We start from the raw sequence: 25,677 nt of genomic DNA on the forward strand, positions 1-25,677 counted from the left end.
GGGTGCACGGGCAAAACGCGGTCCCGGCGGCCGAGGCGGCGAAAGCCGCCGGAGCGGGCCGCCCACGGGGCCCGGCGCCCGCCCGTGACCTCCGCATACGGTGGCCCGGCGGGCGCGCGCCGCGATCCGTGCCGCCGGCCTCCTGCCCGGAGCGGGCCGACGTTCCGTTGGGACCGGCCGACATGGCGTTATGGGTAAGGTTTGCCTACCCTAACCTGACCTGTTACGTTGTCGTCGCTCCTGGCACCTGATCGTGAAGGGCCCCCGTATGCCTGGCAGCCCGCCCTCGTCCGGGAGTACGCGGACCCCGAACCGTCCGCCGGCCGCGGGCGCCCCGGCCTCGCCGGCCCCCCTGCCGGAACCGCCCGCACCCCGCTTGCCCCGGACGGTGTTCGCGGCGTCCCTGCGACGCAACTCCGGGCGGCTGACGGCCGGCTGGCTGCTGCTCGCGCTGCACCAGACGGCGGAGGCCGCCGTCCCCATCGCCATCGGCCTGATCATCGACCGCGCCGTGGCCACCGGCGACCTCACGGCGCTGGCCCGGTCGGTGGCCGGCCTCGCCGTGCTCTTCACCGTGCTGGCCCTGGCCTGGCGCCACGGAGCCCGGCAGGGCGTGACCTCGCTGGAGCGGGAGGCGCACCTGCTGCGCGTCGACGTGGCCCGTGCCGGGCTGGACCCGCGCGGGCGCCGTACGGGTCTGCGCACCGGCGAGATGCTGACGGTGGCCTCGTCGGACGCGCAGAAGACCGCGCTGATCATCCGGGCGGTGTCCATCGGCATCGGGGCGGTCGCCGCGATCGTCGTCTCCTCCGTGGCCCTGCTCGTCATCGACGTACCCCTCGGCCTCGGCGTGCTGGCCGGGGTGACGCTGTCGGTGCTGCTCAACGGGCGGGTGGGCCCCCGGCTCACCCGGCACAGCGCCGTCCTGCAACAGGCCACCGGGCGCGTCACGGCGATGGCCGCGGACCTGCTCGGCGGGGTACGCACCCTGCGCGGGATCGGTGCCCGGACCGCCGCCTCCGACCGCTACCACGTGGTCGGCCAGGAGGCGCTTCGAGCCGGGCTGCGCGCCGCCACGACCACCGGGCTGTACCAGGGGGTGACGGTGGCGAGCAGCGGACTGTTCCTCGCCGCGGTCGCCGGGTTCGCCGGCTGGTCGGCGCTGACCGGACGGCTCACGGTGGGGCAGTTGGTGACGGTCGTCGGCCTGGCCCAGTTCATCGCCGAGCCGCTGCGCACCCTGGGTTTCTGCGGCCAGATCACCGCGCGGGCCCGTGCCTCCGCCCGGCGCTGGGCCGCTGCCGTGGACGCCGTCCCCGAGATGCCCTCCGGCACCCGCGAGACCGCGCCGGAACAGGCCGGCCTGACGCTGCGTGACGTGGTCCACCGGACGCTGGACGGCCTCGACCTGCACGCCCCGCACGGAGAGTTCACCGCCGTCGTCGCCCACGACCCGCGCGACGCCGACGCGCTGCTCGCGGTGATCGGCGGTCAGGCCGCGGGACACGGGGGAGAGGTCCTGGTCGGCGGTGTGCCGGCCGGGGAACTCGCCCTCGGCGCCCGGCGCGGCACGGTCCTCGTCGAACAGCACGACGTCGCGCTGTTCGAGGGGAGCCTCCGGGAGAACCTGACGGCCGGCGGCGCCCACGGCGACGAGGCGATCGCCGGGGCGGTGGCCGCGGCCGTGGCCGACGACATCGTCGCCCTCCACCCCGCGGGCCTGGAGCACCGGGTGACCGAGCGGGGCGGTTCCCTGTCCGGAGGGCAACGCCAGCGCATCGGCCTGGCCCGCGCGCTGCTGGCCTCGCCTCCCGTGCTCGTCCTGCACGAGCCGACCACCGCCGTCGACGCGGTGACCGAGGAGGCGATGGCACAGCGGCTCGCCGCCCACCGCCGGGGGCACTGCACCGTCGTGATCACCAGCAGTCCCGCGCTGCTGGCCCGCGCCGACCGGGTGGTCGTGATCGAGGGCGGTCGCGCGGTGCGTACCGGCACCCACACCCTGCTCGCCGCGTCGGACCCGGCGTACCGGAAGGCGGTCCTGCGATGAGCGAGCGGACGGGCGTGGCCGCGACGGACGAGCCGGGCGGCGCGGCCGGGAGGGACGAGCGGTCCGGCGGGGTTGTGACCGAGGAGCGGTCCGGCGGGGCCGCGACGGACGGGCGGGACGGCGAGTACGGAGCGGACGACGCGCACGAGTTGCTGCCCGTCGCCTCGCCGCGCCGGACCTGGGCGCTGCTGCGGGCCGAGCTGTCCGGTCACCGGGGGATCACGGCGGCTGCCGCGGTCGTGACGCTGCTGGCCGGCGTCGCGGGACTCGTCGCCCCCTGGGTGCTCGGCGGGCTCGTCGACGACGTACGGGCGGGCGCCGGGACCGACCGGCTGCCGCCGGTGATCGTGGCCCTCGGGACCGCCGCGGTGGCCGCCGGGGTGCTCACCGGGGTCGGCGCCGCCCTGGTCGCGCGGGTGGGCGAGACCGTCCTGGCCCGGGTACGGGACCGGGTGCTCGACCGCGCGCTGCACCTGCCGTCGGCGACGCTGGAGCGGGCCGGCACCGGCGACCTGCTCGCCCGTACGGGCGACGACGTCGCCGTCGTCACCGCGGCCGTCTCCGGCGTCGTACCACCCCTCGTGAACGCCGTGTTCACCGTGGTGCTCACCATCGGCGGGCTGTTCGCCCTGGACTGGCGGCTCGGCCTCGCCGGCCTGGCGGCGGCGCCGGTGTACGTACTGGCGCTGCGCTGGTACCTGCCGCGTTCGGGCCCGCTCTACGCCGAGCAGCGGGTGGCGACCGGTGTGCGCACCCAGGCGCTGGTGACCTCCCTGCGCGGGGCGTCCACCCTGCGCGCCTACCGGTGGGAGGCGGAGCACGTGGGCCGCGTGGACCGGCGGTCGGCGGTCGCCCGCGACGTGTCCCTGACGGTGTTCCGGCTGTTCACCCGGTTCAGCTCGCGGCTCAACCTCGCGGAGTTCATCGGCCTCACCGCCGTCCTCGTCACGGGCTTCGCCCTGGTGCGGGCCGACACGGTGACGGTGGGCGCGGTGACGGCGGCGGCGCTCTACTTCCACCGGCTGTTCAACCCGGTCGGCTTCCTGGTCACGCAGTTCGACGACGTCCAGGAGGCCGGGGCGAGTCTGGCCCGGCTGGCCGGGGTCGCCACCATGAGCCCGCCGCAGGAGCCGGAGGCCCCCGAGACGCCGGCCGACGCGAGCCTGGAACTGCGCGGTGTCACGCACGCCTACGGCGACCGTACGGTGGTGCGCGAGGTGACGCTGCGGGTCGAGCCCGGTGAACGCGTGGCACTGGTGGGCGCCACCGGTGCGGGCAAGACCACGCTCGCCTCCGTCGCCGCCGGGGTGCTGCGGCCGACGGCCGGCGAGGTACGGCTGGGCGGCGCGCGACTCGAACGGATCGGCGAGGGCCGGCTGGGGCGTCATGTCGCCCTGCTCAGCCAGGAACTGCACGTCTTCCACGGCTCCGTCCTCGACAACCTGCGTCTCGCCCGGCCCACGGCCGACGACGAACAGCTCCTGGCCGCGCTCGGTGCCGTCGGTGCCCTGGAGTGGGTACGTGCCCTGCCGGACGGCGCGCGGACCCGGGTCGGCGAGGGCGCCCACCCGCTGACGGCCGCGCAGGCCGGACACCTGGCGCTGGCGCGGCTGGCCCTGGCCGATCCGGCGGTCGCGGTGCTGGACGAGGCGACGGCCGAGGCGGGCAGTGCCGGGGCCCGGATGCTGGAGGAGGCGGCAGAGGCGGCGACCCGTGGCCGGACCACGTTGCTGGTCGCGCACCGCCTGACGCAGGCCGAGCGGGCCGACCGGATTCTGGTGCTCGATCAGGGCGCCGTGGTGGAGAGCGGATCGCACGCCGAACTGCTCGCGGCGCGCGGGCGGTACGCCGAACTGTGGTGGAGCTGGACGGGCCTGCGACCCGCCCCCGAGGACCAGCGGCAACCCGTCCCGGACGGCGGACCGCGGCCCGCCCCGGCCGTCGTGCCGCGGCCCGGCCCGGAGGCGCGACTGCGGCCCGGCCCGGAGGCGCGACTGCGGCCCGGCCCGGAGGCCCGACCGCGGCCCGGCCCGGAAGGCGTGCCGGGCCCCACCCCGGAAGGCGTGCCGGGCCCCACCCCGGACGACGCACCGCAGCCCGACCCGGCCGTCGGGGCGCAGCCCACCCCGGAAGGCGCACCGAGCCGCACCCCGGAAGCCGCCCCGAGCCCCGGTCCCGAAGGCACACCGTCGCCCGGTCCCGAAGACGGCCCCCGGCCCTCCGTCCCGGCGCCCCGCTGAGCCCGGCCGGGGAGCGTCATCGCCGTTCCCGGGCCCGCCGGGCCGGGTCCATGGCGCTCTCCGGCCGGAGCATGACCCCGCTCCGGCAGGGCCCGTCGGGGCGGACCACGGCCCGCTCCGGCAGCGCCGCTTGGGACGGGCTCCGGACCTCTCCGGCAGGCCGCTCAGGCCGCCCGCCCCCGGCCCCGAGGGTTGCGAATGCGTCACGGCCGTGCGGGGCCGACAGGCATTAGGTTAGCCTTGCCTAACTTGTACTGATCTTCACGGAGTGCCCATGTCTCGCTCGTCCCGCCCCCTCCGTATCCATCCGATCGTCATGCGCCGCGTGACGGTGGCCGGAGTCGTCGACGTCACGCCGAACATGCGGCGGATCACGCTGACCGGCGACGAGTTGGCCGAGGGCGTCATGGGGGAGGGGCACCACCGGCCCGCGTTCCGCTCCGACGGCTTCGACGACCACGTCAAGCTCGTCGTTCCCCCCGCCGACGGCGAACTGCCGCGCATCGGCACCCAGGAGGAGAACCGTTTCGCGTGGAATCCCGAGGTGCTCGGCAACACCCGTGACTACACGGTCCGTTCCTGGGACCCGGCGACCCGCTCCTTCGCCGTCGACGTGGTCCGCCACGACCACGGCCTCGCCGCCTCCTGGGCGTTCGGTGCCCGGCCGGGCGACGAGATCCACGTCGCGGGGCCGAAGTCCTGCGCCCTGATCAACACCGACGCCGACTGGCACCTGCTCGCCGGGGACGAGACCGCGCTGCCCGCCATCGCCCGCTGGCTGGAGGAGGCCCCCGAGGGCACCCGGGGCCACGTCGTGATCGAGGTCCCCGCCGAGGCGGACCGCCAGGAGATCGGGACCCGGGCCGACGTGCGCGTCGAGTGGCTGGTCCGCGACGGCGAACCCGCCGGCACCGGCACCCGGCTCTTCGACGCGGTGCGCCGCGTGGAACTGCCCGCAGGACGCGTCTACGCCTGGGTCGCCGGCGAGGCCATGACCATCGCCCCGATCCGCCGCTACCTGCGCGACGAGCGGGGACTGCCCAAGGAGGACGTCGAGGTCGTCGGCTACTGGCGGCGCCCGAAGACCACGACGGCGGCCGAGGAGGCCCCGCGGGACGACGCCGAGCGACTGGTGCCGGTCTCCGCCGACGAGGGCGAGGGGACGTCCGCCGATCTCCTGCTTCAGATCCACGAGATGACCGAACTCGCCCCGCCCGTCATCACCCGGGTCGCCGTCACGCTCGGCGTCAACCCGGCCGTCTCGTACGGCGTGACCACCCTGGACGGTCTCGCCGCCGACACCGGCGTCCCCGCCGCCCGGCTCGCCCCGCTGCTGGACGGCATGACGGCCCTCGGCCTCCTGGAGCGGGACGGCGACCACTTCCGCAACACCCCGCTCGGCGCGGTGCTGTGCGAGGACTCCGCCCACGACGACCTCTCCCTCGACAACCCGGCCAACCGGGAGGCGCTGGCCTTCGTCGACCTCCTGGACGTGCTGCGCGCCGGCGGCCACGCGGAGCGCCTGGGCACCGTGCCCTGGCGCGCGCGGCGCGCGGCCGACCCCGCCCTCGACGCCGCCCACCACGACCGGGCCGCCGAGCAGTTGGCGTACGTCCTCGACCTGCTGCCCGAGGTCCCCGCCGTGCGCGACGCCGGCACCCTCGCCGTCGGCGGGGAGGCCGCGGCCCATGTGGCCGAGCGGATCGCCCGGGGCCGTACCGTGCACCTGCCGGGCACGGACGTGGCCCGCTGGCCAGGACACGACTGCGCGGTCCTGGTCGCCGCCCTGGAGGGCCGCCCCGACGACGAGTGCCGCGACCTGCTGCGCGCGGCGCTGTCGGCGGGCCGCGCCCTCGTCCTGTTCGAGCGCACCAGCGACAAGGCCGCCGTCGACGACCACGCCGCCGAACAGGTGCTCACCGGCCTGGCCGTCACCGGCTTCCCGCTGCGCTCCAGCGACGACATCGCCGGCCTGCTGCGCGAGGCCGGTGCCCGCACCGTCGAACGCACCGTGCTCGGCTGGGGCTTCGGCCCCTTCGGAACCGTCACCGTCGCGCATGTCTGAGCCCACCCGGGCCGCCATCGCCCAGGACGCCTCCGCGTCCGGTACGGGGCACGACGCCTCCGCGTCCGGTACGGGACACGCCGGGACCGCGCCGGACTCCGCCGCGGACCCCGAGTCGTCGGCGCGTATGCCCCTCGTCCTCGCCGGACTCGCCCTCGCCCTCCTGCTGTGCGTCGCGGCCAGTCTCCTCATCGGCGCCGAGAGCATCGCCCCCGGCCGGGTCGTCGACTCCGTCCTCGGCCGCGGCGACGCGCAGGCCGACGCCCTCGTCCTCGACTCGCGGCTGCCGCGCACCGTCGTGGCCATCGCCGTCGGCACCGCGCTCGGCGTCGCCGGCTCCCTCATCCAGGCGTTCACCCGCAACCCGCTCGCCGACCCCGGCATCCTCGGCGTCAACGGCGGCGCGGCGCTCGGCGTGACCCTCGCGCTGTGGGCCGGGGTCTCCACCTCGACCAGCGCCCTGGTGCTGCCCGCGCTGGCCGGCGCGCTGCTGGCCACCGTCGCCCTGCTGCTGCTCGCCTCCGCGGGCAAGGGACCGGCGACCCCGGTCCGTATGGTCCTCGCCGGTGTGGCGCTCGCCGCCGTGCTCGGCGGCTTCACCACCGCCATCCGCCTCTTCGACGTCACCACCTTCGACGGGTACCGCTCCTGGGCCGCCGGGTCGGTGGCCGGGCGCTCGCTCACCGACCTCGCCGGAGTCACCGGATACCTCGTCGTCGGACTGCTGATCGCGCTCACCCTGGTGCGCCCGCTCAACGCGGTCGCGCTCGGCGAGGACACGGCCGCCTCCCTCGGCGTCGACACCCGGCGCGTACGGCTGCTGACCATCGTCTCCGTGGCCCTGCTCGCCGGCGCGGCCACCGCCATCGCCGGACCCATCACCTTCCTGGGGCTGATGGTGCCGCACGTCTGCCGGCTGCTCGTCGGCAACGACCAGCGCCGGATCATTCCCCTGTCGGCGCTGGCCGCCCCCGTCGTCCTGCTCGCCTCCGACATCGTGGCCCGGGTGGCGCTGCCGCTGCGGGAGATGCCCGTCGGCGTCGTGACCGCGTTCGTCGGCGCCCCCGTGCTGATCCGGCTGATCTCCCACCGGAAGGTGCACACCCAGTGACCGCGTGGATGTCGACCGACCAGGGCGACCTGATCGTCCGTGCGCCCGGCCGCGTACGGATCTCCGCGCGGGTGCCCGTGCGCTCCGTCGCCGTGTGTGCCGCGCTGCTCGCCCTCACCGCGGCCGTGACCGTGGCCGCCCTCATGCTCGGCAAGGTGACCTACTCCCCGGCGGAGGTCCTGCGGGCGCTGACCGGCAACGGCACGCGCGTCAGCGAACTCTTCGTCGTGCGATGGCGGTTGCCGCGCGCCGTGGCCGCCGTCGTGCTCGGGGCGATGCTCGGCGTGGCCGGCGCGCTCTTCCAGTGCATCACCCGCAACCCGCTCGGCAGCCCCGACGTCATCGGCTTCACCGCCGGCGCGTCGGCCGGCGGCGTCGCGGTGATCACCTTCGTCGGCTCGGGCCTCGCGGCGGTCACGGGCGGCGCCCTGGCCGGCGGCCTCGTCGTGACCGTGCTCGTGGTGCTCCTCTCCCGCGGCGGCGGCACCGCCGGCTTCCGCCTGGTGATCGTCGGCATCGGCCTGAACGCCATGCTGGTGGCGCTGGAGACCTACCTCTACCTCGTCGCCGACTCCGACATCTCCCAGATCGCCGCGGTCTGGGGCGCCGGTACCCTCAACGCCGTCAGCTTCAGCCACACCGGCCCCGCCCTCCTCGTGGGCGCCGTCGCGACGCTCGTCGTCTGCGCCGGGCTCCAGCGGGCCCTGCCCCTGTTCGACCTGGGAGAGGACGTCGCCGCCGCGCTCGGTGTCCGGCCCGCCCGGCTGCGGCTGCTGCTCGTCCTCGGCGGCGTGGTCCTCGTCGCGGTGGTCACCGCCGCCGCCGGGCCCATCTCCTTCGTCGCGCTGGCCGCACCGCACGTCGGCCGGCGGCTCGCGGGCGCGTCCGGCACCGCTCTCGCGCCCGCCGCCTGCGCCGGGGCCCTCATCCTCGCCAGCGCCGACCTGGTGGCCCAGCACGCCGTACCGGGGGTCGCCCTCCCCGTCGGCGTGGTCACCGTCGCGGTCGGCGGCCTCTACCTCCTGACGCTGCTCGTCCGGGAGAACCGGAAGGGAACCCTGTGAACACCCCCGCCCGTCCGTCGCCGGCCACCTCGCTGCGCGCCGACGACATCACCATGGCCTACGACGGCCGGGTCATCGGCGACCACCTGAGCGTCGGCATCCCCGACGGCGAGTTCACGGTGATCCTCGGCCCCAACGCCTGCGGCAAGTCCACGCTGCTGCGCTCGCTGTCCCGGCTGCTCAAACCGCGCGAGGGCACCGTGTACCTCGACGGCAAGGACATCCACCGGATGCGGGCCAAGGACCTGGCCACCCGGCTCGGCCTGCTGCCCCAGTCGGCGGTGACCCCGGCCGGCATCCCCGTCCTCGACCTCGTACGCCGGGGCCGCTACCCGCACCAGTCGGTCCTGTCCCGGTGGAGCCGGGAGGACGAGCACAGCGTCCGCCGGGCCCTGGAGCAGACCGGGATCACGGAACTGACGACCCGCCCGGTCGACGAACTGTCGGGCGGCCAGCGCCAGCGCGCCTGGGTCGCCATGGCGCTCGCGCAGGAGAGCCCGATCCTGCTGCTCGACGAGCCGACGACGTTCCTCGACGTCTCGCACCAGATCTCCCTGCTGGACCTGTTCGCCGATCTGAACCGCACCGCCGGCCGCACGATCGTCGCCGTGCTCCACGACATCAACCACGCGGCCCGCTACGCCGGACACCTCATCGTGATGTCCGCCGGGCGCATCGTCGCGCAGGGACCCCCGGCCGAGGTGCTCACCACCGAACTCCTCGCCGACGTCTTCGACATCCAGGCCACCATCATCGAGGACCCGGTCAACGGCGGTCCTCACATCATCACCCGGCACCAGGGCCGCCACACGGCGCCCGCTGTGCCGCATCTCCGGAAGGTCGCACCATGAAGTCCATCCCCGTCACGCTCGTCGCGGGCGCCGCCGTCCTGACGCTCGCCCTGACCGGCTGCTCCTCCTCGGGCGAAACCGGTTCCGCCGACACGAAGGGCACCAAGGACGCGAAGTCCACCACCCGCGTCGTCACCGACGCCACCGGCGCCGAGGTCGAGGTGCCGGACACCCCGAAGCGCATCGTCACCCTGCACTACGCCGCCACCCAGCCCGTCCTCGACCTCGGCTTCGAACTGGTCGGCCAGGGCGTCTTCGAGAAGGGCATCATCCCCGAGGACCAGGCCGCCGCGGCGGAGAAGGTCCCGGTCGTCGCCCAGCAGGAGCCCAAGCTGGAGGAGATCGCCGCCCTCGAACCGGACCTGATCTTCGCGCCCAACGTGTACGACGAGGAGACCACCAAGGCGCTGAAGGAGATCGCGCCCGTCTACACCTTCACGCTCCGCGGCGGCGACCGGGCCAAGTGGACGCAGCGGACGGAGGAGGTCGCCGAGGCCCTCGGCGTGCCCGAGAAGGCCGACGAGCTGCAGACCGCCTTCACCGAGCGCCAGAAGGGCATCGCGACGAAGTACGCGGACGTCATCAAGGGCCGCACGGTCGGCGTCATCGGCTCCTACGAGGAGAACAACTTCTACGCCTGGGGCGAGAAGAACATGCAGGGCTCGCTGCTGGTGCCGCTCGGCTTCACCTACTCCAAGCAGGAGAGCGACATCGTCAAGGACCAGAAGGAGCCGGAGGCCACCCTCTCCCACGAGAAGCTGGCGTCCGCGATCGGCGACGCCGACGTCCTCTTCCTCGACTCCAACCTGCGCGGCGAGATCAACGCCTTCATGAAGGACCTCCAGGCCACCTCGCTCTACAGGCAACTGCCGGCGGTGAAGGACGGCCACGTCTACGTGGGCGGCAAGAACACGGTGGCCGGCTACACCGACGCCAACTACACCCTCGACCGCGTCGAGGACGCGCTGAAGGACCTCCAGGCCAAGTAGGCACCCCACCCGTTCGTGGCCCGTGACCGCCCCGGTAACGGGCCACGAACGCGTCATCTCCCGGCGCCACTCCGGGAAGAGCCCACCGCCCGCACCGCGACCGTGTGCCGCCGGTCCCCCGGAGAGGACGGACCGACGAAGACCCACCTGGTAGATGTCGGACCTTGCGTCGGCTGTCCGATGTCTTCGTCCCGCGGCTCACCGAGGAGATCAAGACCCGCAAGGGCTGAACGGCGTGTGCGGGGCCCGTTCTCCGGGGAGGCCCGCCGTGTCCCTGGATTTACTAGGACGTCCGACTATATAGTCGCGGCAAGGCCCGCGGTGCAGGGAAGCCGGTGTGATTCCGGCACGGTCCCGCCACTGTGACCGGGGAGTACGCCGTCGAGCGGTACGCCACTGACGAGCACCATGTCGGGAAGGCGGACGGCGCGCGCAGATCCGGGAGTCAGGATACCGGCCGCGGGATGTTCCGTGTTGTCCACGAGGATGGAGCTGACACGCATGGCACCGGTGTGTACCCACGACCCCGGCGAGCCCGCCGTCTGACGGGCATCCGGCCTCTGCGATCTCGCGCCCTGCGGCACCCGCGCGCGGCATGTCCGTGTGCCCGTGTCCGGCTCGGTGCGCCATCCCCGGACACCTCCTGACGAGAGCAGGCAGTCATGGTCCGTGAGCACGAACGCGCCCCCGTGCGCGAGTTGACGCACTTCGTCGGCGGCAAGCACACCCCGGGAACCTCCGGGGCCCACGGCGACGTGTACGACCCCAACACCGGCGAGGTCCAGGCCCTGGTGCCCCTCGCCGACCGGACGGAGACGGAGGCGGCCGTCGCCGTCGCCGTCCAGGCCCAGCGGGAGTGGGCCGAGTGGAACCCGCAGCGGCGTGCCCGCGTCCTGACGCGCTTCCTGCGCCTGGTCGAGCGGGACGAGGACGAACTGGCCCGGCTGCTCTCCTCGGAGCACGGCAAGACGATCGCCGACGCGCACGGCGACATCCGGCGCGGTCTGGACGTCGTGGAGTTCGCCGCGGGCATCCCGCACCTGCTCAAGGGCGAGTTCACCGACAACGCCGGCACCGGCATCGATGTCCACTCCCTGCGCGCGCCCCTCGGCGTCGTCGCCGGGATCACCCCGTTCAACTTCCCCGCGATGATCCCCCTCTGGAAGGCGGCCCCGGCCCTGGCCTGCGGCAACGCCGTCATTCTCAAGCCGTCGGAACGGGCACCCTCCGTCCCGCTGCGGCTCGCCGAACTCTTCCTGGAAGCGGGCCTGCCGCCCGGCGTCCTCAACGTCGTCCACGGCGCCCGCGAGGCCGTCGACACCCTCCTGGAGGACCCCAGGGTGGCCGCCCTGGGCTTCGTCGGCTCCACCCCCGTCGCCGCGCACGTCTACGCCACCGCCGCCGCCCACGGCAAGCGCGCCCAGTGTTTCGGCGGCGCCAAGAACCACATGATCGTGATGCCGGACGCCGACCTGGACCAGGCGGTCGACGCGCTGATCGGCGCCGGGTACGGCTCGGCGGGGGAGCGGTGCATGGCGATCTCGGTCGCCGTCCCCGTCGGCGAGGAGACCGCGGACGCCCTCGTCGCCCGGCTGCGAGAGCGCATCGCCGCCCTGCGCATCGGCCGCAGCGACGACCCCGAGGCCGACTTCGGCCCCCTGGTCGGCCGGGACGCCCTCGACCGGGTCCGCTCGTACGTGGACCTCGGCGTCCAGGAGGGCGCGGAACTCGTGGTCGACGGACGGGACTTCACCCTGCCCGGCCACGAGGACGGCTTCTTCGCCGGTGCCTCCCTCTTCGACCGGGTGACCCCTGCCATGCGCATCTACCAGGAGGAGATCTTCGGCCCGGTCGTGTGCGTCGTGCGCGCCGCCGACTACGAGGAGGCCCTGCGCCTGCCCAGCGAGCACCTCTACGGCAACGGCGTCGCCATCTTCACCCGCGACGGTGACACCGCCCGCGACTTCACCCGGCGGGTCGACACCGGCATGGTCGGCGTCAACGTGCCCATCCCGGTCCCCGTCGCCTACCACACCTTCGGCGGCTGGAAGCGCTCCGGCTTCGGCGACCTCAACCAGCACGGCCCCGACGCCGTCCGCTTCTACACCCGGACCAAGACGGTGACCTCGCGCTGGCCCGCCGGCCGGCGTGAAGGGGCCAGCTTCACGATCCCCGTGATGGGCTGAACGGCCATGACCGGCACCCTGCTCACCGACGACCAGAAGGCGCTCGTCGAGACCACCCTCGACTTCGCCCGGGACCACCTCGCTCCCAACGCCCTCGACTGGGACCGCGACAAGCACTTCCCCGTCGACGTGCTCCGCAAGGCGGCCGGGCTCGGGCTCGGGGGCGTCTACGTCCGGGAGGAGGCCGGCGGCTGCGGCCTCTCCCGTGCGGACGGCGTCCTCGTCTTCGAGTGCCTCGCCTCGGCCTGCCCCTCCATCGCCGGGTACCTCTCCATCCACAACATGGTCGCCTGGATGATCGACCACTACGGCGACGACGCCCAGCGCGAGCGCCTGCTGCCGCGCCTGTGCGCCATGGACGACCTCGCCAGCTACTGCCTGACCGAACCGGGCGCCGGCTCGGACGCCGCCGCCCTCACCACCCGCGCCGTCCCCGACGGCGGCCACTGGGTGCTCACCGGCGTCAAGCAGTTCATCTCCGGTGCCGGCGCCTCCCAGACGTACGTCGTCATGGCCCGCACCGGCGGCGACGGGCCGGGCGGGGTCTCCGCCTTCCTCGTCGACCGGGACGACCCCGGCGTCGGCTTCGGGCCGGACGAGCGCAAGATGGGCTGGAACGCCCAGCCCACCCGCCAGGTCGTCCTGGACGCGGTCCGCCTGCCCGCCGGCCGGCTCCTCGGCCGGGAGGGCGACGGCTTCCGCATCGCCATGAACGGCCTCAACGGCGGACGGCTCGGCATCGCCGCCTGCTCCCTCGGCGGCGCCCGCAGCGCCCTCGACCGCAGCCTCGCCCACCTCGCCGACCGCGAGGCGTTCGGCCGGCGGCTCCTGGACGCCGAGGCGCTGCGCTTCCGCCTCGCCGACATGGCGACCGAACTGGCCGCCGCCCGCGCCCTGGTCCGCCAGGCCGCCGAGGCCCTGGACCGGGGTGACGCGCAGGCACCGTACCTGTGCGCGATGGCGAAGAGGTTCGCCACCGACACCGGCTACACCGTGGCCGACCGGGCCCTCCAACTGCACGGCGGCTACGGCTACCTCAGCGAGTACGGCATCGAGAAGATCGTCCGCGATCTGCGGGTCCACCAGATCCTGGAAGGAACCAACGAGATCATGCGTGTCATCGTGGCCCGCGGCCTGACGGAGGCGTTCGGATGAGCGGCGTCCGCGTCCACACCACGGGCCGGGCCGCCCACCTCGTCCTCGACCGGCCCCGGGCGCTGAACGCCCTCAACCACGAGATGGTGCTGCGCCTCGGTGAGGCCCTGACGGCGTGGGAGTCCGACCCGGCCGTCGAGACGGTCGTCCTCACCGGCGCGGGGGAGCGGGGGCTGTGCGCGGGGGGCGACATCCGCGTCGTGCACGCCGATGCCCGGGACGGCGACGGCAGTGCCTCGGCCGCGTTCTGGCGCGACGAGTACCGGCTCAACGCCCGCATCGCCCGCTATCCCAAGCCGTACGTGGCCGTCATGGACGGGATCGTCATGGGCGGCGGTGTCGGCGTCTCCGCCCACGGCGGCGTCCGGATCGTCACGGAGCGGTCGGTGATCGCCATGCCCGAGACCGGGATCGGCTTCGTCCCCGACGTCGGCGGCACCCACCTGCTCTCCCGCGCCCCCGGCGAACTCGGCACCCACCTCGCGCTGACCGGCGCCCGCATCGGCGCCGCCGACGCCCTGCTGTGCGGGCTCGCCGACCATTACATCCCCTCCGCGGCCCTGCCGGACCTCCTCGCCGACCTCGCCGCGCTCCCCGCCGCCGACGCCGTCGCCCGCCACGCGCGGCCCGCGCCCGGGGGCGATCTCGCCGCCGCCCGGGAGTGGATCGACGCCTGCTACCGCGCCGACACCGTCGAGGAGATCGTCCGGCGGCTCCTCGACCACGGCGACCCGGCCGCCAAGGAGACCGCCGGGACCCTGCTCACGCGGTCGCCCACCGCGCTCAAGGTCACCCTGGCGTCCCTGCGCCGCGCCCGCCGCCTCGGCTCGCTGGAGAGGGTCCTCGACCAGGAGTACCGCGTCTCCCTCGCCGCCCTGGACGCCCCCGACCTGGTGGAGGGCATCCGCGCCCAGGTCGTCGACAAGGACCGCGCCCCGCGCTGGTCCCCGCCGACCCTCGCCGAGGTCACCGACGCCGACGTCGAGCGCTACTTCGCCCCCCTCGGCGAGCGCGAACTCGGCCTCGCCGCCGAAGCCGGCACCACCGGGGAGGTGGCCCGGTGAACCGGACCGTCGCGTTCGTCGGACTCGGACACATGGGCGGACCCATGGCCGCCAACCTGGTCAAGGCCGGCCACCGGGTCATCGGCCACGACCTCGTGCCCTCGGCCGTGGAGACCGCCGCCGTCGCGGGGGTGGAGCCCGCCGCCTCCGCCGCGCGGGCCGTCGCCGAGGCCGACGTGGTCGTCAGCATGCTGCCCGCCGGCCGCCACGTACTGGGCCTGTACGACGACCTCCTCACCGCCGCCCGCCCCGGCACCCTCTTCGCCGACTGCTCCACCATCGACGTCGCCGACGCCCGCACCGCCCACGAGCGGGCCCTCGCCGCCGGCATGCGTGCCCTGGACGCGCCCGTCTCCGGCGGGGTGGTCGGCGCCGAGGCCGCCACGCTCACCTTCATGGCCGGCGGGGGAGCGGCGGAGTTCGCCGAGGCGCGGCCCCTGCTGGAGGCCATGGGCAAGAAGGCCGTGCACTGCGGCGGGCCCGGCGCCGGACAGGCCGCCAAGATCTGCAACAACATGATCCTCGGCATCTCCATGATCGCGGTCAGCGAGGCGTTCGTGCTCGGCGAGAGCCTGGGCCTCTCCCACCAGGCCCTCTACGACGTGGCCTCGACGGCGTCCGGCCAGTGCTGGGCGCTCAGCGTCAACTGCCCGGTCCCCGGCCCCGTGCCCTCCAGTCCGGCCGGCCACGGCTACCGGCCGGGCTTCGCCGCCTCCCTCATGGCCAAGGACCTGCGCCTGGCCGCCAACGCCGTCCGCAAGGGCGGCGTCCACGCCGAACTGGGCATGCGCGCTGCCGAGTTGTACGCGGCCTACGCCGAACGCGCCGGTGACACGGAGGACTTCTCCGGCATCGTACGTCTCATCAGGGAGCAGAGCGGAGAACAGGACGCATGACCACCGAACCGACCGTCGCGTACGAGACCCTCGTGGTCGAACGCAGGGGCCGCACCGCCCTGCTCACCCTCGACCGGCCGAAGGCCCTCAACGCGCTGAACCTCCAGGTGATGAACGAGGTCGTGGCCGCCACCGAGGCCCTCGACCGGGACCCGGAGTGCGGCTGCATCGTGATCACCGGCTCGCCGAAGGCGTTCGCCGCGGGCGCCGACATCAAGGAGATGCGGCCGCGGGGGTACCTGGACATGTACCTCGCCGACTGGTTCGCCGCCTGGGACCGGCTCGGGCGGCTCCGTACCCCGACCGTCGCGGCCGTCGCCGGCTACGCCCTGGGCGGCGGCTGCGAACTCGCCATGCTCTGCGACATCCTGCTCGCCGCCGACACCGCCGTCTTCGGCCAGCCCGAGATCAAGCTCGGCGTGATCCCCGGGATCGGCGGCTCCCAGCGGCTGACCCGGGCGGTGGGCAAGGCGAAGGCCATGGAGATGTGCCTGACCGGGCGCACCATGGACGCGGCCGAGGCCGAGCGGGCCGGGCTGGTCTCGCGGGTCGTGCCCGCCGGCGAACTGGTCGGGGAGGCGATGGCCGTCGCGGAGACCGTGGCGGGCATGTCGCTGCCGGTGGCGATGATGGCCAAGGAGGCCGTCGGCCGCGCCTTCGAGACCACGCTCGCCGAGGGGGTCCGCTTCGAACGCCGCCTCTTCCACGCGGTGTTCGCCACCGAGGACCAGAAGGAGGGCATGGCCGCCTTCACCGACAAGCGGCCCCCCGCCTTCCGGCACCGCTGAGCCGCATGGACGGACGTGGCTCCGCGATCCCGAGGTCCGGAGCCCGTCACCGTCCGGTGCTCTCCACCGGATACGGCACGTAGGTCCGACGGTCGGGGTCGACGGCCAGGCGTCCGCCCGCCGGGGGGCGGGCGCGCTGGGCGCAGTCACGGCGCTCGCAGATCCGGCAGCCGAGTCCGATCGGCGTGGCGGCCCGGGGGTCGTCCAGGGCCACGCCCTCGGCGTAGACCAGCCGGTGGGCGTGGCGCAGTTCGCAGCCGAGGGCGACGGCGAACTCGGCGCGCGGCGCGTGATGGCCGAAGCCGCCGCGGGTGATGGTGCGGGCGATCCAGAAGTACCGTTTGCCGTCCGGCATCTCGGCGACCTGGGTGAGGATTCTGCCGGGCGCGGAGAACGCCTCGTACACCGTCCACAGCGGGCAGGTGCCGCCGAGCCGGGAGAAGTGGAAGTCGGTGGCAGACTGCCGCTTGGAGATGTTGCCGGCCCGGTCGACGCGCAGGAAGGAGAAGGGCACGCCCCGCCGTCCGGTGCGCTGGAGGGTGCTGAGGCGGTGGCAGACGGTCTCGAAGCCGACGCCGAAGCGGGCGGAGAGCAGTTCGATGTCGTAGCGCACCTCCTCGGCCACCGCGTGGAAGGCGGTGTACGGCATGAGGAGCGCGCCCGCGAAGTAGTTCGCCAGGCCGATCCGGGCCAGTGCCGTGGACTCCGGCGAGGTCAGCCCCGCGGCGCTGTCCGCCAGTTGGCCGAGGAGCGGGCCGTGCTCCAGCAGGGCGAGCTGGGTGGCGAGCTGGAAGGCGCGCTGGCCGTCGCTGAGCCAGGGGGAGAGGAACAGGAGCCCGGTCTCGGGGGCGAAGCGCCGCGAGTCGCCGGTCCGGCCCGCGGCGGCCTGGACGACGCGGACGTGGTGGCGCTCGGCGAGGAGCGCCGTGAGGGGGTCGGCCGCCTTGCCCGGACGCAGATCCAGGGCGTCGGCGGTCCGCTCGGCCTCGGCGTCGAGTGGTTCGAAGTGGTTGTGGTGGGTGTAGAAGAAGTCCCGCACCTCGTCGTGCGGCTCGGCGGGAGGCAGCAGGCCGCCCACCGCCCCGGGAGCGCCGAGCGCGGCGGCCTGTTCGGCCGTGTCGCGGTAGCGGCGGTGCAGGGCGACCAGGGCGCGGGCCACGTCGGGGTGGTCACGGGCGGCCTCGGCGACCTCCTCGGCGGCGGGCAGCGGCCCCCCGCACGCCTCGTCCGCGAGCGCCGCCCGCAGATCGGTGGCGAGCCGGTCCTCGTCGGCGTCGGAGAAGAACTCCGCGTCCACCCCGAAGACCTCCGCGATCCGCAGCAGCACGGACGCGGTCAGCGGGCGCCGGCTCTGCTCGATCTGGTTGGCGTAGCTGGTGGAGATGGAGAGGGCGCGGGCCATGTCGACCTGGTTCATGCCGTGCTCACGGCGCAGCCGGCGGAGCTTGGCGTGGGCGTAGATCTTGCGGTCGGCCGCTCCTCGGGCCACGGCGCACCTCCTTGTCGCAAGCCGGGAAGCGGGGGGACATTCCGCGGGGCCTGGTTGCGAACATAGCATCCGCGACCTTCGCAGAATTCGCAGATTCGCAGCTCCGGGAGGGCGGAAATCCGCAGATTGGAGGAGTGTCCGCGAGGCCGCGGAACGGGCACTGTCGATCACGTAGGCACCGACCGGGCCGACCGGGCCGTACGCACCGTACGCACCGTCCGGGCCCACCGGACCGACCGCCCATCCGCCCATCCGCCCATCCCCCCGTCCGTCCATCCGCGAGGAGTCCCGTGATCGAGCACCCCGTCCGTGTCCACCCCAGCGCCGACCGGCTTCCGCGCGAGGAACAGCTCGCCTGGAAACTGGCGGCCGTGGCCACCGGCACCGAGGAACCGGACGCCGACAGCGCCGCCATGGCCGTCAACCGAGTGATCGACAACGCCTCGGTCGCCGTCGCCTCCCTGCTGCGCCGTCCGGTCGCCGTGGCCCGCGCGCAGGCCACCGCCCACGGCGCCGCCGAGCCCGGCGCCCGCGTCTTCGGCAGCCGCGTCCGGGTCTCGCCCGAGTGGGCCGCCTGGGCGAACGGCACCGCCGTGCGCGAGCTGGACTTCCACGACACCTACCTCGCCGCCGACTACTCCCACCCCGGCGACAACATCCCCCCGCTGCTCGCCGTCGCCCAGCACACCGGCCGCACCGGCGCCGACCTGCTGCGCGGGGTCGTCGCCGCGTACGAGATCCACGTCGCCCTGGTGAAGGGGATCTGCCTGCACGCGCACCGCATCGACCACGTGGCGCACCTCAGCGCCGCCACCGCGGGCGGCCTGGGCGCCCTGCTGCGGCTGCCGACCGAGACGGTGTACCAGGCCGTCCAGCAGGCCGTGCACACCACCACCGCGACCCGGCAGTCCCGCAAGGGCGAGATCTCCAGTTGGAAGGCGTTCGCGCCCGCCTTCGCCGGCAAGGCCGCCATCGAGGCCGTCGACCGGGCGATGCGCGGCGAGACCTCCCCCTCGCCGATCTACGAGGGCGAGGACGGCTTCCTGGCCTGGATGCTGGACGGACCGGAGTCGGAGTACACGGTCCGGCTGCCCGAGCCCGGCGAGCCGCGCCGCGCGATCCTCGACACGTACACCAAGGAGCACTCCGCCGAGTACCAGGCCCAGGCGGTCATCGACCTGGCCCGGAAGCTGCGGGAGAAGACCGGACCGCTGCGGAACGTGCGCTCGATCGTCCTGCACACCAGCCACCACACCCACCACGTGATCGGCTCCGGCGCCAACGATCCGCAGAAGTACGACCCGGCCGCGAGCCGGGAGACCCTCGACCACTCGGTGCCGTACATCCTCGCCGTCGCCCTGGAGGACGGGAGCTGGCACCACGAGCGCTCCTACGCCCCCGAGCGCGCCGCCCGCCCCGGGACGGTCGAGCTGTGGCAGAAGATCACCACGGTCGAGGACCCGGAGTGGACGCGCCGCTACCACGACCCCGACCCGGACCGCCGGGCCTTCGGCGGACGCGCGGTGATCACGCTGGACGACGGTTCGGTCATCGAGGACGAACTCGCCGTCGCCGACGCCCACCCGGCCGGCGCCCGCCCCTTCGAGCGGCCCGGGTACGTCGGCAAGTTCCGCGCGCTCGCCGAGGGCATCGTCACCGGGCCCGCGCAGGACGCGTTCCTGGACACCGCAGCCCGCCTCGCCGAACTGCCGGCGGCCGATCTGGACGGGCTCTTCCCGGCCGTCGACACGGACGCCGTCGCCGCCTACGACGCGACCCTGCCGAAGGGGCTGTTCTGATGGTGCTGCACACGCGGACCACACCCGCCGAACGCCGCCGGGCCTTCCGCGAGCGCCTGGGCTCCGGGCGGCTGCTGCGCATGCCCGGCGCGGTCAATCCGCTGTCGGCCCGGCTGATCCAGGACACCGGTTTCGAGGCCGTCTACCTCTCCGGCGCGGTCCTCGCCGCCGACCTGGGCCTGCCCGACATCGGCCTGACCACCTCCACCGAGATCGCGGCCCGCGCCCAGCAGACGACCCGGGTCACCGACCTGCCCGTCCTCATCGACGCCGACACCGGCTTCGGCGAACCGATGAACGCGGCCCGCACCGTGCAGCTCATGGAGGACGCGGGCCTGGCGGGACTGCACCTGGAGGACCAGGTCAACCCCAAGCGCTGCGGCCACCTGGACGGCAAGACCATCACGCCCCGCGAGGAGATGGCCCGCCGGATCAGGGGCGCCGTCGACGCGCGCCGGGACCCGGACTTCCTGCTGATGGCACGCACCGACGCCCGCTCGGTGGAGGGCCTGGACGCGGCCATCGCGCGGGCGAAGGCGTACGTCGACGCCGGCGCCGACGCGATCTTCCCCGAAGCCCTCACGGACGTCTCCGAGTACGAGGCGTTCCGACAGGCGGTGGACGTGCCGCTGCTGGCGAACCTCACCGAGTTCGGCAAGACCCCCCTCCTCGACGCGGCCACCCTGGAGAACCTCGGCTACGACATCGCCCTCTACCCGGTGACGCTGCTGCGCCTCGCCATGGGCGCGGTCGAGGACGGACTGCGCGCGATCGCCGCGGAGGGCACCCAGGAGTCCCTGCTGCCCCGCATGCAGACCCGCTCCCGCCTCTACGAACTCCTCGACTACGAGGCGTACTCGGCCTTCGACTCGGCCGTCTTCGACTTCACCCTCCCGCCCGGCAACCGACCCGGCACCTGACCCACGAAGGCAGGAACCCATGAGCGCCACCGCACCCGAGATCCACCGCGGCCTCGCCGGTGTCGTCGTCGACACCACCGAGATCTCCACCGTCATCCAGGAGACCAACTCCCTGACCTACCGCGGCTACCCGGTGCAGGACCTGGCCGCCCGCCGCTCCTTCGAGGAGGTCGCCCACCTCCTCTGGTTCGGCGAACTCCCCGACGAGGGACAGCTCCGCGACTTCCAAGCCCGCGAACGCGCCCTGCGCCCGCTGGACCGCACCACGCTGGAACTGCTCGCCAGGCTGCCCGAGACCTGCCACCCGATGGACGTCCTGCGCACGGCCGTCAGCTTCTTCGGCGCCGAGGACCCCACCGAGGACGACGGCAGCCCCGCCGCCAACCGCGCCAAGTCCCTGACCCTGCTGGCCAAGCTGCCGACCGTGGTCGCCGCCGAACAGCGACGCCGCCGGGGCCTCGCCCCGATCCCGCCCGACCCCGGCCTCGGGTACGCGGAGAACTTCTTCCACATGTGCTTCGGCAACGTGCCCGACCCCGACGTGGTCCGCTGCTTCGAGATCTCCCTCACCCTCTACGCCGAACACAGCTTCAACGCCTCGACGTTCACCGCCCGCGTGGTCACCTCCACCCTCTCCGACCTCTACAGCGCCGTCACCGCGGCCGTCGGCGCGCTCAAGGGTCCGCTGCACGGCGGCGCCAACGAGGCCGTGATGCACATGCTGCTGGAGATCGGCGACCCGCGCCGGGCCGAGGCGTGGCTGGACGAGGCGCTGGCGGCCAAGCGGAAGATCATGGGCTTCGGCCACCGCGTGTACAAGCACGGCGACTCCCGCGTCCCGATCATGCAGGACGCCCTCGACCGGCTGGTGGCACGCGCAGCCGACCCCGAGGTGACCCGGCTGGCCACCCTGCACGCGGCCCTGCGGCACGCCATGGCCAACCGCAAGGGCATCCACCCGAACCTGGACTACCCGGCCGGGCTCGCCTACCACCTGATGGGCTTCGACATCCCGGTCTTCACGCCGATCTTCGTGATGAGCCGGATCACCGGCTGGACCGCGCACATCACCGAGCAACTCGCCCACAACGCGCTGATCCGCCCGCTGGCCTCCTACGACGGACGGGACCAGCGGGCGGTGCCGGGAGCCGCGTGAGCCCGGACCGGGGAGGTGCCGAACGGCCGCCGGCCGTACGGCACCTCCGCCGTCCCCGCCCTCAGAAGTCCCAGTCGTCGTCGGAGGTGTCCTCGGCCTTGCCCATGACGTAGGAGGAACCGGACCCGGAGAAGAAGTCGTGGTTCTCGTCCGCCCCCGGCGACAGCGCCGCCAGGATCTCCGGGTTGACCTCGGTCTCCTCCGCGCCGAAGCGCGCCGCGTAACCGAGGTTCATCAGCGCCTTGTTCGCGTTGTACCGGACGAAGACCGCCACGTCGTCCATGAGCCCGAGCGGCTCGTACAGCTCGCCCGAGTACCGCAGTTCCAGGCGGTACAACTCCTCCAGCAGGCCGTACGTGAACTCCCGCATCTCCTCCCGCTCCGCGGGCGTGCGCCGCTCCAGGCCGCGCTGGTACTTGTAGCCGGAGTAGTAGCCGTGCACGGCCTTGTCGCGCAGGATCAGGCGGATCATGTCGGCGGTGTTGGTGAGCAGGGCGTGGGTGGAGAAGTGCAGCGGGAGGTAGAAACCCGCGTAGAGCAGCAGGGAGGACAGCAGCGTGGAGGCGACCTTCCGCTTCAGCGGGTCGTCGCCGTAGTAGTGGCGCAGGACGGTCTTGCACCGTTCCTGGAGGACGTCGTTGCCGACGGCCCAGCGGTAGGCGTCGTCGATCTCCGGGGTGGTGGAGAGCGTGGAGAAGACCGAGGAGTAGCTGCGGGCGTGGACGGCCTGCATGAAGGCGATGTTGGTGTAGACGGCCTCCTCGTGCTCGGTGCGCGCGTCCTGGATCTGCACGATCTCCCCGACCGTGGCCTGCACGGTGTCGAGCATCGTCAGACCCGTGAACACCCGCATGGTGAGCGTGCGTTCCCCGGCGGACAGCCGCTGCTGCCAGGCGTTCACGTCGTTGGAGAGCGGCACCTTCTCGGGCAGCCAGAAGTTGGCGGTGAGGCGGTTCCACACCTCCAGGTCCTTCTCGTCGGTGACCCGGTTCCAGTTCACCGGCCGCAGCCGGGCGGCCGGGTCGTGGCGGAAGGACGGGGGCGTGACCGAGACCTCGGTCAGCGGGGCGGGGGCGGTGGTCATGGCGCGTGGTTCCAGGGGGTCGGGGGCGGTCGGCTTCACAGGGCGCACGAGAGGCAGTTCTCTATCTCGGTGCCCTCCAGGGCCTCTTGGCGCAGGCGGATGTAGTAGAGGGTCTTGATGCCCTTGCGCCACGCGTGGATCTGCGCCTTGTTCAGGTCACGGGTGGTGGCGGTGTCACGGAAGAAGAGCGTGCAGCTCAGCCCCTGGTCGACGTGCTGGGTGGCCGCGGCGTACGTGTCGATGATCTTCTCGTAGCCGATCTCGTACGCGTCCCGGAAGTACTCCAGGTTGTCGTCGTCCATGTGCGGCGCCGGGTAGTAGACGCGGCCGAGCCTGCCCTCCTTGCGGATCTCCACCTTGGCGGCGACGGGGTGGAGGGAGGCGGTGGCGTCGTTGATGTAGCTGATGGACCCGGTGGGCGGCACCGCCTGGAGGTACTGGTTGTAGATGCCGTGCTCCCGCACGGACCGCTTCAGCTCACGCCAGTCGGCCTGGGTGGGCAGGACGATCCCCGCCTCCGCGAACAGCTCCCGCACCCGCTCGGTGGCCGGCTCCCACGCCCGCTCGGTGTACTTGTCGAAGTACGAGCCGTCCGCGTACGCCGACTTCTCGAAGCCGTCGAAGGCCGTGCCGCGCTCGATGGCGATCCGGTTGGAGGCGCGCACCGCGTGGTAGGCGACGGCGTGGAAGTACATGTTCGTGAAGTCCACGCCCTCCTCGCTGCCGTAGTGGACGCGCCGCGAGGCGAGGTAGCCGTGCAGGTTCATCTGGCCGAGGCCGATGGAGTGCGACAGCCGGTTGCCGTGGGCCACGGAGGGCACGGCGTCGATGTCCGACTGGTCGGAGACGGAGGTCAGTCCGCGGACCGCGGTCTCGACGGTCGCGCCGAGGTTCGGGGAGGCCATCGCGGCGGCGATGTTGAGGGAGCCGAGGTTGCAGGAGATGTCCTTGCCGACCGTCTCGTAGCCGAGTGCCGCGTCGTACGTGCTCGCCGTGTTCACCTGGAGGATCTCCGAGCACAGGTTGGACATGTTGATCCAGCCGGGGATCGGGTTGGCCCGGTTCACGGTGTCCTCGAACAGCAGGTACGGGTACCCCGACTCGAACTGCAGCTCCGCGACCGTCTTGAAGAACTCCCGGGCGCTCAGCGTGGTCTTGCGGACGCGCGGGTTGGCGACCAGGTCGTCGTAGTGCTCGCTGACGGACAGGTCGGCGAGCGGCCTGCCGTACTCGCGCTCCACGTCGTACGGCGAGAACAGGTGCATGTCCTCGTCGCGCTTGGCGAGTTCGAAGGTGACGTCGGGGACGACGACGCCGAGGGAGAGCGTCTTGATGCGGATCTTCTCGTCGGCGTTCTCCCGCTTGGTGTCCAGGAACCGCATGATGTCCGGGTGGTGCGCGTGCAGGTAGACCGCGCCCGCGCCCTGCCGCGCGCCGAGCTGGTTGGCGTAGGAGAAGGAGTCCTCCAGCAGCTTCATCACGGGCACCACCCCGGAGGACTGGTTCCGGATCTTCTTGATGGGGGCGCCCTGTTCGCGCAGGTTGGTCAGCAGCAGCGCGACGCCGCCGCCGCGCTTGGAGAGCTGGAGCGCGGAGTTGACGCCGCGGCCGATGGACTCCAGGTTGTCCTCGACGCGCAGCAGGAAGCAGGAGACCAGTTCGCCGCGCTGGGCCTTGCCCGCGTTGAGGAAGGTGGGGGTCGCGGGCTGGAAGCGGCCGGTCATCATCTCGTCCACCAGCCGGGAGGCCAGCGCCTCGTCGCCCGCGCCGAGCAGGAGCGCGGTGGCGACCACCCGGTCCTCGTACCGCTCCAGGTAGCGGGAGCCGTCGAAGGTCTTGAGGGTGTACGACGTGTAGTACTTGAACGCGCCCAGGAAGGTGCGGAAGCGGTGCTCGTGGGCGTACGCCTGACGGTACAGCGCTTCGACGAACTCCCAGTCGTAGCGCCGGATCGGCTCCTCCTCGTAGTAGTCGTTCTCGATCAGGTGGTCGACCTTCTCCTTCAGCGAACCGAACACCACCGTGTTCGGGTTGACGTGCTGGAGGAAGAACTGGCGGACGGCCTCGCGGTCCTTGTCGAACTGGATGCGGCCGTCGCAGTCGTACATGTTCAGCAGGGCGTTCAGGGCGTGGTAGTCCTTGCGCGTGCCGACCGACTCGCGCGGGGCGGCCTCCGTGGCCGCGCTGACGAGGGTGTTCATGCCGCCGGTCGTCCCGTCGCCGTCGATGAGTGTCGTGTCCAAAACCTCTGCAGTCCTTCCCTCACGGCACGGACGTCGCGGTCCGTGCCCAGCAGTTCGAATCGGTACAGCTCCGGGACCCGGCACTTCGCCGCGATGACCCGGCCGGCCAGGCAGTAGTCCGCGCCGAAGTTGGTGTTGCCGGAGGCGATGACCCCGCGCAGCAGGGCGCGGTTGGCCTCGACGTTCAGGAAGCGGATCACCTGCTTGGGTACCGCGCCGGCGCGTTCGCCGCCGCCGTAGGTCGGGGTGATCAGCACGTACGGCTCGGTCGCCCGCGGCATGCCGTCGCGGTGCGGGCGCAGGGGGATGCGCGTGGCCGGCAGGCCCAGCCTCCGTACGAAGCGCTCGGTGTTCTCCGAGACGCTGGAGAAATAGACGAGACCGCTCACCGGTCGCCCCTCCTCTCGCTCGTTCCCGTCTCCGTCCGAGGACCGGGAGGGGAGGAGCGGCGGGACGCGCGCGGCGGGAGACCCGGCGGCGCGGAGAAAACCGATACGCCGCACCCGGGGCCGTGCGTCTGCCACCTG

At 73.3% G+C, this 25,677-nt stretch carries 19 protein-coding genes and 1 riboswitch; of the genes, 15 read left to right on the forward strand and 4 right to left on the reverse strand.

Annotated elements, in window-relative coordinates; translation table 11 throughout:
- Positions 1–388: 388 nt before the first annotated feature.
- The 12 genes from J5Y05_RS06485 to J5Y05_RS06540 all read left to right on the forward strand — a co-directional run bounded on the left by J5Y05_RS06485 (position 389) and on the right by J5Y05_RS06540 (position 16,459).
- Positions 389–2,050, forward strand: coding sequence for an ABC transporter ATP-binding protein (locus tag J5Y05_RS06485; RefSeq protein ID WP_210868975.1), 1,662 nt, complete (start codon positions 389–391; stop codon positions 2,048–2,050).
- Complete coding sequence (locus tag J5Y05_RS06490; protein ID WP_247614054.1) at positions 2,047–4,290, forward strand: ABC transporter ATP-binding protein; 2,244 nt, start codon at positions 2,047–2,049, stop codon at positions 4,288–4,290. The genes J5Y05_RS06485 and J5Y05_RS06490 overlap by 4 nt, the downstream gene beginning before the upstream one ends.
- Positions 4,291–4,564: 274 nt before the next feature.
- A complete protein-coding gene (locus tag J5Y05_RS06495) occupies positions 4,565–6,355 on the forward strand; it encodes a siderophore-interacting protein (protein ID WP_210868977.1) in 1,791 nt (596 codons plus the stop codon).
- Positions 6,348–7,466 (forward strand): FecCD family ABC transporter permease, encoded by a 1,119-nt coding sequence (locus tag J5Y05_RS06500; RefSeq protein WP_247614055.1) that lies wholly within the window; start codon positions 6,348–6,350, stop codon positions 7,464–7,466. The genes J5Y05_RS06495 and J5Y05_RS06500 overlap by 8 nt, the downstream gene beginning before the upstream one ends.
- Positions 7,463–8,530, forward strand: a complete 1,068-nt coding sequence (locus tag J5Y05_RS06505) for a FecCD family ABC transporter permease (RefSeq protein ID WP_307853728.1) — start codon at positions 7,463–7,465, stop codon at positions 8,528–8,530. The genes J5Y05_RS06500 and J5Y05_RS06505 overlap by 4 nt, the downstream gene beginning before the upstream one ends.
- Positions 8,527–9,381, forward strand: a complete 855-nt coding sequence (locus J5Y05_RS06510; protein ID WP_372450462.1) for an ABC transporter ATP-binding protein — start codon at positions 8,527–8,529, stop codon at positions 9,379–9,381. Before J5Y05_RS06505 ends, J5Y05_RS06510 begins: the two co-directional genes overlap by 4 nt.
- On the forward strand, positions 9,378–10,370 hold the full coding sequence (locus J5Y05_RS06515) for an ABC transporter substrate-binding protein (protein ID WP_210868979.1): 993 nt from the start codon (positions 9,378–9,380) through the stop codon (positions 10,368–10,370). The genes J5Y05_RS06510 and J5Y05_RS06515 overlap by 4 nt, the downstream gene beginning before the upstream one ends.
- A 302-nt stretch (positions 10,371–10,672) precedes the next feature.
- Positions 10,673–10,846: riboswitch (cobalamin riboswitch) on the forward strand.
- 186 nt (positions 10,847–11,032) lie between these two features.
- Complete coding sequence (locus tag J5Y05_RS06520) at positions 11,033–12,556, forward strand: CoA-acylating methylmalonate-semialdehyde dehydrogenase (RefSeq protein ID WP_210868980.1); 1,524 nt, start codon at positions 11,033–11,035, stop codon at positions 12,554–12,556.
- 6 nt (positions 12,557–12,562) lie between these two features.
- Complete coding sequence (locus tag J5Y05_RS06525) at positions 12,563–13,711, forward strand: acyl-CoA dehydrogenase family protein (RefSeq protein WP_210868983.1); 1,149 nt, start codon at positions 12,563–12,565, stop codon at positions 13,709–13,711.
- Complete coding sequence (locus J5Y05_RS06530) at positions 13,708–14,775, forward strand: enoyl-CoA hydratase/isomerase family protein (protein WP_247614056.1); 1,068 nt, start codon at positions 13,708–13,710, stop codon at positions 14,773–14,775. The genes J5Y05_RS06525 and J5Y05_RS06530 overlap by 4 nt, the downstream gene beginning before the upstream one ends.
- Positions 14,772–15,671: a 3-hydroxyisobutyrate dehydrogenase gene (gene mmsB / locus J5Y05_RS06535; RefSeq protein WP_307853730.1), complete on the forward strand. Its 900-nt coding sequence runs from the start codon at positions 14,772–14,774 to the stop codon at positions 15,669–15,671. The genes J5Y05_RS06530 and mmsB overlap by 4 nt, the downstream gene beginning before the upstream one ends.
- Entirely contained in the window at positions 15,668–16,459 is a 792-nt protein-coding gene (locus J5Y05_RS06540; RefSeq protein ID WP_210868985.1) for an enoyl-CoA hydratase, read from the forward strand. Before mmsB ends, J5Y05_RS06540 begins: the two co-directional genes overlap by 4 nt.
- Positions 16,460–16,505: 46 nt before the next feature.
- Here J5Y05_RS06540 and J5Y05_RS06545 read toward each other — a convergent pair whose 3' ends face one another.
- On the reverse strand, positions 16,506–17,948 hold the full coding sequence (locus tag J5Y05_RS06545; RefSeq protein ID WP_210868987.1) for a short-chain fatty acyl-CoA regulator family protein: 1,443 nt from the start codon (positions 17,946–17,948) through the stop codon (positions 16,506–16,508).
- 290 nt (positions 17,949–18,238) lie between these two features.
- On the opposite strand from J5Y05_RS06545, the gene J5Y05_RS06550 reads away from it, so the two are divergent.
- Genes J5Y05_RS06550 through J5Y05_RS06560 form a run of 3 tightly spaced genes read left to right on the forward strand, consistent with a single transcriptional unit; the run spans position 18,239 to position 21,823 of the window.
- Positions 18,239–19,747 carry an MmgE/PrpD family protein gene (locus J5Y05_RS06550; RefSeq protein WP_210868989.1) on the forward strand — a complete coding sequence of 503 codons (1,509 nt, stop codon included), beginning with the start codon at positions 18,239–18,241 and terminating at the stop codon, positions 19,745–19,747.
- Entirely contained in the window at positions 19,747–20,667 is a 921-nt protein-coding gene (gene prpB, locus J5Y05_RS06555) for a methylisocitrate lyase (RefSeq protein WP_210868991.1), read from the forward strand. Before J5Y05_RS06550 ends, prpB begins: the two co-directional genes overlap by 1 nt.
- Before the next feature lie 19 nt (positions 20,668–20,686).
- Complete coding sequence (locus J5Y05_RS06560; RefSeq protein WP_210868993.1) at positions 20,687–21,823, forward strand: bifunctional 2-methylcitrate synthase/citrate synthase; 1,137 nt, start codon at positions 20,687–20,689, stop codon at positions 21,821–21,823.
- Between the two features lie 61 nt (positions 21,824–21,884).
- Here J5Y05_RS06560 and nrdF read toward each other — a convergent pair whose 3' ends face one another.
- Genes nrdF through nrdI form a run of 3 tightly spaced genes read right to left on the reverse strand, consistent with a single transcriptional unit; the run spans position 21,885 to position 25,539 of the window.
- Positions 21,885–22,907, reverse strand: a complete 1,023-nt coding sequence (nrdF, locus tag J5Y05_RS06565) for a class 1b ribonucleoside-diphosphate reductase subunit beta (RefSeq protein WP_210868995.1) — start codon at positions 22,905–22,907, stop codon at positions 21,885–21,887.
- 35 nt (positions 22,908–22,942) lie between these two features.
- Positions 22,943–25,150 (reverse strand): class 1b ribonucleoside-diphosphate reductase subunit alpha, encoded by a 2,208-nt coding sequence (gene nrdE, locus J5Y05_RS06570; protein ID WP_443742823.1) that lies wholly within the window; start codon positions 25,148–25,150, stop codon positions 22,943–22,945.
- Entirely contained in the window at positions 25,105–25,539 is a 435-nt protein-coding gene (nrdI, locus tag J5Y05_RS06575; RefSeq protein ID WP_210868997.1) for a class Ib ribonucleoside-diphosphate reductase assembly flavoprotein NrdI, read from the reverse strand. The genes nrdE and nrdI overlap by 46 nt, the downstream gene beginning before the upstream one ends.
- Positions 25,540–25,677: the final 138 nt, after the last annotated feature.

The organism is Streptomyces tagetis (assembly GCF_018069565.1).
In the GTDB taxonomy this organism is placed as follows: domain Bacteria; phylum Actinomycetota; class Actinomycetes; order Streptomycetales; family Streptomycetaceae; genus Streptomyces; species Streptomyces tagetis.